Below are 13,272 nucleotides of genomic sequence, written 5' to 3' on the forward strand. Positions count from 1 at the left end.
CCTCTTACATCGAACTAAGCGCTTCCTTTATTCTGTCTAATCCTAGATCAATACCAACTTCTACTTTTCCAGTACTCTTTTCAACAATTGCACTTCCAAGTTCCATATTTACATCTGGTAGAATGAATATTTCACCTTCAATGTTACTTAATGTTTTCCACATTTCCTTATGTCCTTCTAGTTCTTCTTTGTACTTAGGATTACATTTTATTATTACATTTTCAGCGCCTTTAGATAATTTTATAGCTTCATCTATTAACCCATTAAGTGAATCTACATCTTGTACTTCTCTTTTTAGCACTTGATATGCAATATCTAATGTCATATTTATTATCTCTTGTCTTTTATCATCTAGAAATTTATCATATTCAATCTTAGCTGACTTTAATATATCTTCTGCCTCATCTATAATATGCTGTGCTTCTTGTCTAGCATCTGGAATTGCCTTTTCAAATGCTTCTTTTTTACCATCTTCTCTACCATTTTTTAATCCTTGATCATATCCTTTATTGTATGCTTCCTTCTCTATGTCCTTACCCTTCTCAGTCATTTCTATGATATACTCATTTTTCTTTTTCTTGGCATCTTCTATTATTTCTCTACCTATTTTCTCATAATTGTTTATATAATTCCTAGCCTCATCATAGGTTATACCTGTTTCTCCGTGAACGTTCTTAACATCTTCATCTAGCTTAAGATTGATATCAGTGGATATAGTTTTTACATCTTTATCTAATACCCTGTTTTCTTTTATAACATTATACGATAAGTGCATCTTCTCCACCTCTTGATATAATTATTTCTCCAGCTTCGTCTAATCTTCTTATAATAGATACAATCTTCTGTTGAGATTTTTCTACATCCATAAGTCTTACTGGTCCTAAGAATTCCATATCTTCCTTCAATGAAGCAGCAGCTCTCTTTGATTGGTTTCTGTAAATAGCTTCTGCAACTTCTTCAGAACATCCCTTAAGAGCAAGTGCAAGTTCCTTAGCTTCAACTTCTCTAAGAATTCTTTGAATAGAGATATCATCAAGAGTAATAATATCTTCGAATACGAACATAGAACTCTTAACCTTGTCAGCAAGCTCTGCATCTTCTCTCTCTAAGCTCTCTGTAATATTCTTTTCAGTTGTTCTATCAACTTGATTAAGTATATCTACTAAGGATTGAACTCCACCTATAGTTGTAGTTTCTGTTCTAACAACTGAAGATAATTTACTCTCTAGAACCTTTTCTATTTCCTTTATTACCATAGGTGATGTTGTATCCATAGTAGCAATTCTAAATGCCACTTCACTTTGAACTTCTTCTGGAAGCTCAGCCATAACTTGTGCTGCCTTATCAGGTTGAACATAACATAATACAAGTGCTATAGTTTGAGGATTCTCATAGCTTATAACATTTAGTAATTGTGATGCTTCTGCCTTTCTAGCTATTGCAAATGGTCTATATTGTTGTTGAGCCTCTGATACCTTTTCTAGTATCTCCATTGCTCTTTGATTACCTAATGCCTTAGATAATAATGCCTTAGCATAATCCATACCACCTTCTAGAATATAATCTCTAGCTTTATTTATCTGTAAGAATTCATCTAAGATGGCTTGTCTTACTTCTGAATTAACAGAAGTAATATTAGCTATTTCATATGTTATTTTCTGTATTTCTGCTTCTGGTAGTCTCTTCAATATTCCTGAAGACGCTTCAGGTCCTAGTGTTATGAAAAGAACTGCCGCTTTTTGAGTTCCTGTTAACTTTGCTGTTGAATTAGCACCTTCTTTTGACAATTCTCATCACCTCTCACTATCATTTAACCAAGATTTAACTATTTCTGCTACTTGGTCTGGTTTTTCTGTTGCATATTTCTTAATTTCATTTTCTATATGAGTCTTTTCATTATCTTGCTTAAAGTCAATTGGTTCATATTCTACTGGTTCAGTATCATCACCAACAACAACATCTAATATATTCTCTTCCTCTTGTTCTTCTTCGTCTGAGTTTCTCTTCTTAAGTACTATTACTATTACAGTACCTATTATTAATAATGCAACTACTCCAAGTACTATATACTTGATTAATTTATTTCTTTCTGCTGCCTTTTGAGCTGCATTGTACTTATCTATTTGTGCTTGAGTTTGATCATCTACAGTTGTGTCGAAATTCATTCCAACTACTGATATACTATCTTGTCTTGTTGCATCATAACCTGTAGCTGCCTTAATAGCATCTTCAAATGCTTTTTGAGTTTCTTGATCTAACTTTCCATTTATAAATACTGAAACTGTAAGTCTTCTTACTTCTCCTGGAGCCTTAACTGTTTCTGTTTTCTTATTACTATGATCATAGTTGTTAATCTGATGCTCCGTACTTGAAGATGATTTATCTCCATTTGAATCTTGAATTGTATTACTCATATTATTATCAACTGGACTCTCTGATGTAGTATCTCCAGAATTAGCTGAATTATATGAGTTTTCTGTTTCTTGACTAATAAGAACATCATTTGGATCTATATCATATTCAGAAATCTTCTTAGAATCAAAATCCAAATCTGCATTAACTTGGGCTTGTACATTGTTTGGCCCAACTATAGGTTCTAATAAATCAACAACCTTCTTTGCTATTTTATCTTCATAGTTCTTCTCTTGATCATATTGTGATGTTATAGTTTCTGAAGTTACTGTATTACTTCCATCTGTACTACTACTGTTTGCAGAATCTTTAGTTAATAGATTTCCATTCGTATCTACTACAGCTATATTTTCTTTAGGTATATTTTCTGTTCCCATTGATACCATTGCCACTATAGCTTGTACATTTTCTTGACTTAATTTAACACCTGGATTAAGTTCGACTACTATAGATGCATTTCCTTCAGTTGCTGACTGTACAAAAACCGAATCTTGTGCTGGTGTTATCATTACTTTACAATTCTTGATAACATCTAGAGTCTTAATACTTCTCTCTAGTTCCCCTTGAATCATTCTAATCTTATATATCTGAAATTCTTCATCAGTCATACCAAAGGAACTACTATTATCCATAAGTTCATATCCCTTACTAGATGATGATAGATTAGATGCTAAACTTAGTCTAAGTTTATCAACTTGAGTAGCATCTACCAATATATCTCCACCTTCTACCTTGTATGCTACTGATTGTTCATCTAGTGACGCCATTACTGTCTGTGCATCAGCACTATCTAAATCATAAAATAATGTTGCGTATTTAACCTTTGATGCACTTGCAATTGCAATAACTATTGCTACTAAGACGGCCACTATTGCTACTATTATTGTTATTCTTATAATCTTACTAAAAGCTTTAAATTTTTCCCAAAGCTTTTTAAAGAACGCTGAAAGCTTTTCCATTGATTGCACTCCTTACCCTTATAGTGACATCTTCATTATCTCATCATATGCACTTAATAACTTATTTCTAACTTGAACTGCTAATTGCAAAGATATCTTCGCTTCTGAAGAAGCTAGCATTACACTTGCAATATCAGTATCTTCATCACCTCTTACATAAGCATCTGAAGCATTTTCTGCTGCAACTTGTTTATCATTAACTGAATTAAGTGCATTAGTTAAAACATCTGAAAAACTAGTACTACTTGAATCTGAAGTTCCATTTACTTTATCTGTATTATTACCAAAAGCACTCTCAAATATCTCTAAACTAGGTACATAACTATTATTAATCTCCATACCAAAACCCTCTCTTACTTGCCAATTTCTAATGCTTTAGAATACATAGATTTCGAAGCATCTATTGTATCTGCTATAGCTTCATATGCCCTTGATGAAGCTATCATATCTGCCATTTCATTTAATATATTTACATTAGGATATGTTACATATCCATCCTCATCCGCATCTACATGACTAGGATCATATACTTTTCTATAATCTGATTCATCATCTTCTATCGCAGTAGCTGTAACGCCATTAAATTTATTGGCTGCATCATATGCTTCCTTGAATACAGCTATCTTTCTTGTATATGGTCCGCCACTTTCTGTTCTTGTAGTCTGTGCATTCGCCATATTAGAAGTTATCGTATCCATTCTCAATCTCTCTGCTGACAACCCACTTGCACCTATTCTAAGTGCTGAAAACATTCCCATTTCTCTATACCTCCATTCATCTAACTAACACTATTGTGTTATAACATAACTTGTATTGCTAATTCTTGCACTTGCAAGTTGAACTAAGCCATTATACTTAATTGTATTAGCCGCTTGGTTAACCTTCTCAACATCTAAATCCACATTGTTACCATCTGATCTCATACTTGTACTTGTATCTTTCTTAACTGATATCTCACCAGCTTTTCCTCCTGATGTAGAAATATGCCTATCATTATTAGTAGTTAGTCCTAATTCTCCATCTGAATTTCCTTTTAAGTTTTCTTCAAACACTACTGAAAACTTCTTATAATTCTTGGTATTAACATTTGCCATATTATTAGCTATTACTTCACCTCTTAAATCAGTAGCTTTTATCCCTTGTTTTAATAAATTATATGTACTAGAATTAGTTCCTAATATTGATGAAACTGACATAACACACCTCCATAATCAATAAAATCTATAATTATAATCACAAATATTTTCATATATATTTTATTATAATTTAAGTTCTTGGCATTTTCTAGGTTTTGAGACACCATACGACCATTGTTAATACAAAGTTAATATTTGTGACACATTCTATTAATTTTTGACTATAAAGATAAACACCATGTAGAATCTTAACGATTTTACATGGTGTTTGGTAACTTTTTATCTCGTTATATATTCGAAAGACATATTAACACTATATATTTTATCTCCATCATTAACCTTATATATATTTTTTAATTCTAATTTATTCTTTAATAACTTATTTTGAATATGTTTTATATCAGATATATCAAAATATTCAACATCTAGATAGTATGCATCTAAATTAACTATAAGCCTTCCAGATTCAATATTTAAATACTTATGTATTTCACTTATAAATTCATTATCTTCTAGTATTTCATAATTATTAACTATGATACAATCAAAATAATTCTTATATATATCATTTTTATATGTATCAATACACTTTATACCTAACTTCTTCAATAGGAAATGTAAACTCTCATTTTCTTCAATTCCAAAATAATTAGCATTATGTAATTTATTCCTTATATAAACAAGGTTGCTCCCTATCCCACAGTCAATTTCTAATATATTCTTATCAGATTCTTCAACTAATTCCTTGTCATACCTATATAACATCATTGCTCGAGAACTTTTAAAATCCCATTTTTCTATAAATTTAATATTATTTCTACATAATAAATTATAATATTGCTCTAGGTTATCTCTAAAAGACATCCCACCATAATGATATATAAATGAATCCTTACATAAAAGTAGCTTATATCCCTCTGCTATTATCCTTACACTTATATCATCATCTTCATAATTACCAGGTGTAAATCTCTCATCTAATAATCCAACTTTGTCTAACACATTTCTCTTAATTAACATGGCAAAGCCAATAAGTTTGGTCCTTTCTTCATAAGAATTCTCATCTGTAATATTATTGACTAATATATTATGTTCATATTCTTCCATTGTATCCGCACTTAAATCTACAGTCTGAAAATATGGTACATTATTACTCACTGCACCTGTTGCTCCTATCTCTTCTGATGAATATAATCCCATTCTCATATTAAATATAGAATTAGGTTTAATAATAGTGTCATTATTAAGTAAAAAAATATCATTATTCTTAGAAGCTATTTCTATTCCTTGATTACACCCTTTAGGAAATCCTTTATTATCCTCATTAAATATACATCGTATATCTTGCTGCTCTCTTAACCACTCAGAAGTTCCATCTGTAGAATTATTATCTACAACTATTATTTCATATGTAGATTTATTAACATTTTCTCTAATACTATCCACACAATTCTGTGTATATTCTAAATTATTATAAGTTAATATGATAAAAGATAGTGGCTTAACTTCAATATTATAATTTTTCTTCAAATTATTCATCTTATTATTTATGTATAATTTATCTTCTTCATCCTTACATAAATACAATGCTTGCTCATAACATAGATAAGCTCTGTTATATTCTGATATAGACTTGTAGAATTCACCCATATCATAATATATCTTGCTGAATGTTGGATTGTTTTTTAATTCTTCTTTTATATTTGATAAAGCTTGTTGTATAATTTTCGAATCATTAATATTATTATTTCTTTTTGCCATTATTATCATCTCATTCCTAGTTATTAGTTATAATTTCAAAGCATAAAAATCCTGCAAGCCTTAATTTATAAGAGCTTTCAGGATTTCAACTCCACTTATTATTCAACGTACAATAATCCAAAACTTTATTTATCTCATAAGTATAAGTAAATATTCCTTAGTCCACAAACCTCTCTCTCCTAGTTTCCTTATTATTTCATTAAAATATTCCTTTGAATTATCAACTAACCTAGACAAATTATATATGTTTTCTTTTATATCATTTATATCTATTTTCCCATATTTTATATATTTTAATAAATTCATTGCTTTCAACAACATATAACTTATTATTAATCCCCCTATAATATTATCCTTATCTGATTTAAAGTAATTTTCGTATAAATAATATACAATATAATTTTCATATATATAGTCATACATTTTATATTTTTCATTATATTCATTGTCTATATTTACCCAACGACAATTTACTGTTTCTATTTCCTCTTCTCCTATAAAATCACTTAATATCTCATAACTTTCATTTAATTCTTTTTTTGAAATATCATTTAATATACATAAACTTAAAACTCTTATTTTTACATGTGATACTTGGGATATTTGTTCTATTTTATCTAACTCTTTAAGCAATTCTTCAGAATCTATTTCCTGTTTAGTTCGCTGTATAATATTTTCTATGCCTTTATTATTTTTTGATTCAAATAGCTTCTTCACTTCATCTTGCATTCTTAATACAAAATATAGCCTCTTCCATAGAGATATATCTCTATACTGTATTATATCTATATAAAAACTTCTCACTTCAAAAAATAAGTCATATATTTCTTTATCAACATAATCTTTTTTAACAAGCAATTCCCAATCGTTTAATTCTTCTTCACTTAGCACAAAATCCAATGGATCTCTATGCTCACATAACAATCTAGCAACTTCTGGGCATAACATAACCAAATTCTTTTCACAAAGATTATTATATTTTTTTATTAATCTTGGATATTTTTTACACGTTATGCACATATTTTTTCTCCTAATTCATTATATATGCTGCATAATCCATTCTCTGTTAGAAGTGAACATTTTCCATCTTCATTTAGTTTAAATTCAGCATACCATGTATCACTTTTATTATTACTATTATTAATTATTATTGAATCCTTTAATTTTTCCCCATATTTTCCTCTAACACTTTTATATCTTTTATAACTAACCTCATCTATTGGAATAATCCACCCCTTACAACATGTGTTCTCACATTTACCCCCAACACATTTAAAATCATCATAATAACTTGGTTTTAAAACCCTATATAAGCTTTCCATATTTTTCTCCTTTTAAAACACTTATATTTTACTTAGCTATTTAATAGATCATCATCTCCACAACGTTAATATAATTAAAACAGGATAATCATATAATAATTTAACTTTTTATAGTCATTTCATTAATGATTATCCATAATTTGTTTATATTATAAATTTGTTATCTTTTCAAATAGTTTTGATGCTTCATAAATATTAGATACATTGTATTTAGAAGCATCTAATATTATGCCACCTAATTCTGTTTTGCCTTCACTATATGTTTTTTTCTTACTAACACTATTAATCTTTTCTTCATCTATAACCCTTGGAATTAATGCCTCTTTGTAAATAGTATCATCAAACCACTTTAAAAATTCCTCTCCATGTAGTGATGCTGTATATCTCATATAATGTATCTTTTTATCATAATAAACATCTCTAACATCAAGTAACCTATAACATTCTATAAACATTTTCTTAAAATCAAAAAGATTATCTATATACTCTATTGGAAATATTCCTCTAGCTACTGTTCTTAATAAACTATTATATAACGAACTCACATCAGTTCCAAGTTGAGGCATAAGTCTTTCTATATATGACATTGAAAAGCCTCCTATATTATTGGTTCTTTCTACTTCTACAGCATCATTTTTAGCTTTGCTTACATCTTCTATAGCTTTATTTGCTAGATAACCAATGGAACTACTACTCATTCCTGCAATTGTTATAGGATATTTAATATTTAATATTTCTTTATTTATACCAACATTAATTACTCCCATATATATGTCCTGACATATTCCATCCCATAACCTACCAGTTTGTTTATATATTTTCTTTATATAACTCCTCTTAAATCCAGAATTAATATAAAGCATAGGTAAACTATACATTTCTTGAGGATTATTTAATACTTTGGCTAAATATTCTTCCCTCTCAACCTCATAAAACTCATACTCACCTTTTTTATACTCTCTTGGAACAAATAATTCATTTTCTTGTCCTCCATTAAATCCAGGCCATGCATAAAATCCTCTTTCCCACTGTATTAAATCCTCTTTAGGATACTTATTTATTACTTCATCAATAACCTTTAATCCCCATGGAAGTAGTGCATCATCAGAGCCTATCGATATAATAAACTCACCTTTTGCTTTTAAATATACAAATTCAAAACTCTTTGAAAGATGTAAGTTTCTAGGAGTTTTATAATATTTAATTCTTGGATCATTTATTTCTCTACATAATTCATAAACTTCAGTATTACCATTAGTAGAATTATCACTTATTACTATTTCATAACTTCCCTGATATCTTTGATTTAAACATGTTTTTATTGTTTCTTTTAATGTATAAGAAGAATTTCTAGCTGGAATAACTATAGAAAATTTACATTCTGAAGGTTTATTTATTTCCTTTTCTACATCAAGGCAATATATTCTACTTATATATGATAAATAATTACCTACCCATCCAAAGGCCATATTTTCTTCTCTATATTCAGCTTCAAATTGTGATAATCGCCCTAATCTCTTTTTCATTTGTGGTCTTAAGGATAACTCATCAATAAGTTTTCCACTAGTAATTACTGTTGCTAAATCATCTTTTGTATAATTCTTACAAATATAATCTATAACATAATCTATATTATCTCCTATAACCTCTCCATCTTTAACTAACTTAATAGGATTGATTAATTTTATGCCTTCATAATACTCTTCACTATTCTCAATACTAACATTAACAGTATCTTTTATATTTATCTTTTCATTTACTTTAGCTTCTATAGGATTATTTATTATAAAAACTTGTTTGTTAAATTTATTAATAATATGAGCAGCTACTTCATAATCTTTAACATTGCCATCTATAACTAATATAAATGTTTCTCTATCTTCACTTTCTAACATTTCTTTTAAATATCCAACATTAAGCATATTTATAATCCACTCTCTATGAGTTGTAGAATAATTGTATTTATCATAATCAGCTACACCCATTTTATCCAACAAAAACATAATCAACAAATATAATATTTTATTTTCAAAAATTAACGAACAATCTTGAATTTCTAACAAATGCTTTAAAATTTGTTTTGAATCAGCACCATCTAAAAATTTATTTTCATTATCATCTAATCTTTTAATGTTTTCATCTATTACTTTTTCACATTCTATTTTTTCTTCTTCACTACATTCTAAATATGCAGCAGTTATTCTATTTCTATAAGAATCAGAATAATCATAATATATAGAATTAATTTTTGAATATAATCTCATGTAATCACTTACAGAATTGTAATTATATACCCCCCAACCTTTTTCACTTAAAATATTCCATATTTCACCATAATCTTTTTTAGTCTTATAAATTAATCTTGCCTTTAAAATAAACCATTGCAATCTCACAGGTTTTATCATGTATAATTGTTCTAACTTCTCTTCTGCTTCTTTAAAATTATTTTTATTAATTTCATTATCTATTTCTTCTAACTTTAAAAAGTATTTTTTTTCTTCCATTTAATTCTCCTTAAAACACACCTTTTATAGATATTTTTCACATAAAAATTCAAAAGTACTTTCCGGAACTATATTCTTGATTTCATCAATATTAGACTCTTTAATTAATTTTCTTACATAAGATGCACTTATTATCCTATTATTATAATGCAATCTCGGAATTTCTATAAAATCTATTCCATTTGCAATTAACGTTTTACGCATTTCTTCATTATATTGTCTAGTTATGTTATCTATAGGTTCTTCTCCTGCAAACCTTATCTTTATATTCATATATGGGGCAATATATCTTGAAAATATATTAATATCATTTGTTGCATCTATTACTACATCTTGTTCTTTTTCTTTTTCAAAATAACTAGGCAATGTAGTATAAGATAAAATAAATTTACCTGAAGGAATTACAGATACATTTTCTAAATGAGCTACGCCTCTTTTTACTAATTCAAATCTTTCATTAAATTTAAAAAATGACTTATCTTCTTCTACTACAAATATATATAAATAGTCCACTTGCTTCATTGCTTCTTCTATTAAATACAAGTGTCCTTTAGTAAACGGGTTGCAATTCATAACTATGGCCCCTACATTTTCCAAGTTACTTTTATATTTAGAAATTGAATTCAAATATTTATTTAACTTCTTTTTTTCGCTATTACTTAATAAATCTATTTTTTCATCTTCTATATATTTAGTTTTACTTATAAACTTTTTCAAAAATTTATTATATAATTCTTCTGATAAGATTTTAACCCCCCTTTTATTAAGGTGAATAGGTTGATCAAAGAAATAATCTAAATCAGGATTTCTATTCTTTAACATATCAGCTATATCATAATCGATCTTATATGAAATTTTTAGTTTATTTAAAATCTCTTTAGAAAACCTATTAATGTTGATAACAATATCTTCTTCTCTGATATTCAAACTATTAACAATTTCTCTATATTTCCAAAAATCCATCTCAAATACAGGAATCGATATAATACTATATAATTCTCCAAAATCCTTCTCTATTTCTTTTATTAAAGTATATTGCAAACTTTCCTCAAAAGTTGTTTCTGTTATTGTCGCCACACACTCAGGAACAATTAAATAAATTATTCTATTTCCATTACCATATTTAAAACAACTTACGTTTTTATTATCTTGAAGTTCTATAGTTATTTTATTATTATATATTTCCTTTTCTTTTTTCTTTTTTTCTATAAATTCTTCGACACTTAATCCTGAAACTTTTTTAAACTCATCTTTTTTTATACTAGAATCTTTATATTTCTCGATCCAAGCTCCAAAAATCATATATTTATTTCTAAAAGCTTCACCTTTACTCTCAAATGTTAAATCATAGATTTCTGGACATGAACAAACTAACACATTATCCAAGCCTTTATTTTTCATTTCTTCTTTGAATAACAAACACTCATATAATCGATTTAAAAAGCCCAATTTTCTAAAAATATCAATAAAAAAAAATTCATGATAAGATTTCTTTTCATTGACATATGCCGAATTTCCTTCTGAGTAAATATTTAACCTTGAAAAAGTAGGATATCCTTCATCTTTAGTTTCTATATTAAAAATTTGTTTCCATCTTGAACCTATAACTACCACTGGAAAATTTCTATTAATTAGTATTTTATATAATCGATATGCCCATTCATTTAAATCATAAATATATACACAAGAAACATTAGGATACAAATCATTTATAAATAAATTATCTTTTTTCTCTTCTAAGGCATGAATTACACTTTCTAAAAAATAATACTCTATACCTTTTTCACTACTATAACAAAAAGTTAACAAATCTCCATTATTGTTAAACACAGGCAAAATTTCCAAGTCTTTATTATCAAAAATTTTATTTGCATCTTGAAAAATATTTTCAGAAGCTATAATATATTCTTTTTGTAATTCAACAGAATTCTTATTTTTAGAATGAAGTAATGTTTTATATGTAACAATTCCTAAAAATTCACTATTTTCATCGTATACCACTATAACATCTTCCATATTTTCTTCCTGAATTAGAAATAAGAAAAGTTTACTTCTATTTAATTCTGCTTGTGATATAAAATGAACTTTCCTATCATAGAAACATATCATAATACCACTCCTTTTTTATTAATTACCTTATAACCCTCTGGAGGATTATACGACTTTATTCTTCTTTCAATACTTATATATTTATTATTATTTAATCTATTTAATGCTTCTTCTTTTGGTATTTCCAAGCATTCCTTTAACTCCTTATACAAATCATTTTGTATTATTTCTCTTTTGAATGCAGGTGCTATAAATAAATACTTTTCAGCTATATCATTTAATCCATTCTTTATCATTTTAATAGCATATCTTAAGCACATATCTCCAAGTTTTTTTACTGCTTCATCATACCTTGTTAAAGGTTTTTGTAAATTGAATAAAACTGATAATTCTTTAAATGCATTTAAAAGATTATAATGTTCAAAAATACCCACTAGATTTTTTTCTGATACACTAGTTTCATTTCCACTATGAACCCTATATTGCATCAATGGTTCCTTAATGTAAGCAACATCACCAAAACAACAATATAAGAAGTTATTATACCAATCTCCTGCTACTTGAAAATGTCTTTCATAATTTTTTCGCATAGCTATAATTGAACTTCTTATCATTCTTTGCCCTGGTATAGCAATTCCTGCCATCATATGTACAGCTGCCTGACTTTCTCCATCTATGATACAACTTTCATTATAAAAAGAGGCTCCTTTTGTTATCATGTTATTTTCATCTATTTCATCTCTATGAGTAATCACTTCAACAACATTTGGATTATTATTTAAAATATCAACGCATCTTTCAACAAATGTTTCCTTAATTATGTCATCACTAGCTAATACATATAAATAATCCCCATTAATATCTCTCATAGATAATTTTGAATTAACTGAACTTCCTAAATTTTCTTTATTATTTGCTATTGAATAAAAATAACCTCTTTTTTTAAATTTTTCTCTATAGCTATATGCAATATCATATGAATTATCTGTAGAACAATTATCTCTAAAAAAAACTTCTATATTATCATAAGTTTGATTTAATATACTATCTAAACAATCTGGTAAATATCTTGCATAATTATAATTAGGAATACATATACTTACTAATGGCTTATCACTCAATTTATTCC

General features: G+C 27.6%; 10 protein-coding genes and 1 pseudogene. All 11 read right to left on the minus strand.

The window, feature by feature from the left end:
• Positions 1 to 4: 4 nt before the first annotated feature.
• Entirely contained in the window at positions 5 to 775 is a 771-nt protein-coding gene (locus KQI77_RS09675) for a FliH/SctL family protein (RefSeq protein ID WP_216390227.1), read from the minus strand.
• Positions 759 to 1,787 (minus strand): flagellar motor switch protein FliG, encoded by a 1,029-nt coding sequence (gene fliG, locus KQI77_RS09680; RefSeq protein WP_216390228.1) that lies wholly within the window; start codon positions 1,785 to 1,787, stop codon positions 759 to 761. Before fliG ends, KQI77_RS09675 begins: the two co-directional genes overlap by 17 nt.
• A gap of 6 nt (positions 1,788 to 1,793) precedes the next feature.
• On the minus strand, positions 1,794 to 3,371 hold the full coding sequence (fliF, locus tag KQI77_RS09685; RefSeq protein ID WP_216390229.1) for a flagellar basal-body MS-ring/collar protein FliF: 1,578 nt from the start codon (positions 3,369 to 3,371) through the stop codon (positions 1,794 to 1,796).
• An 18-nt stretch (positions 3,372 to 3,389) separates the two neighbouring features.
• Positions 3,390 to 3,710 (minus strand): flagellar hook-basal body complex protein FliE, encoded by a 321-nt coding sequence (gene fliE / locus KQI77_RS09690; protein WP_216390230.1) that lies wholly within the window; start codon positions 3,708 to 3,710, stop codon positions 3,390 to 3,392.
• A 14-nt stretch (positions 3,711 to 3,724) separates the two neighbouring features.
• Positions 3,725 to 4,129 (minus strand): flagellar basal body rod protein FlgC, encoded by a 405-nt coding sequence (flgC, locus tag KQI77_RS09695; protein ID WP_216390231.1) that lies wholly within the window; start codon positions 4,127 to 4,129, stop codon positions 3,725 to 3,727.
• Between the two features lie 30 nt (positions 4,130 to 4,159).
• The gene (gene flgB, locus KQI77_RS09700; protein ID WP_216390232.1) at positions 4,160 to 4,567 is read right to left on the minus strand and encodes a flagellar basal body rod protein FlgB; all 408 of its coding nucleotides are present in this window, start codon (positions 4,565 to 4,567) and stop codon (positions 4,160 to 4,162) included.
• A 219-nt stretch (positions 4,568 to 4,786) separates the two neighbouring features.
• The gene (locus tag KQI77_RS09705) at positions 4,787 to 6,268 is read right to left on the minus strand and encodes a glycosyltransferase (protein WP_216390233.1); all 1,482 of its coding nucleotides are present in this window, start codon (positions 6,266 to 6,268) and stop codon (positions 4,787 to 4,789) included.
• Between the two features lie 129 nt (positions 6,269 to 6,397).
• A pseudogene (gene fliB, locus KQI77_RS09710) lies at positions 6,398 to 7,590 on the minus strand (flagellin lysine-N-methylase).
• 149 nt (positions 7,591 to 7,739) lie between these two features.
• Positions 7,740 to 10,094, minus strand: a complete 2,355-nt coding sequence (locus KQI77_RS09720) for a glycosyltransferase (protein ID WP_216390236.1) — start codon at positions 10,092 to 10,094, stop codon at positions 7,740 to 7,742.
• A gap of 24 nt (positions 10,095 to 10,118) precedes the next feature.
• Complete coding sequence (locus KQI77_RS09725; protein WP_216390237.1) at positions 10,119 to 12,203, minus strand: adenylyltransferase/cytidyltransferase family protein; 2,085 nt, start codon at positions 12,201 to 12,203, stop codon at positions 10,119 to 10,121.
• Positions 12,200 to 13,264: a glycosyltransferase gene (locus KQI77_RS09730; protein ID WP_216390238.1), complete on the minus strand. Its 1,065-nt coding sequence runs from the start codon at positions 13,262 to 13,264 to the stop codon at positions 12,200 to 12,202. Before KQI77_RS09730 ends, KQI77_RS09725 begins: the two co-directional genes overlap by 4 nt.
• Between the last annotated feature and the right edge of the window lie 8 nt (positions 13,265 to 13,272).

It is taken from the genome of Clostridium sp. MSJ-8 (genome assembly GCF_018918325.1).
In the GTDB taxonomy this organism is placed as follows: domain Bacteria; phylum Bacillota; class Clostridia; order Clostridiales; family Clostridiaceae; genus Clostridium.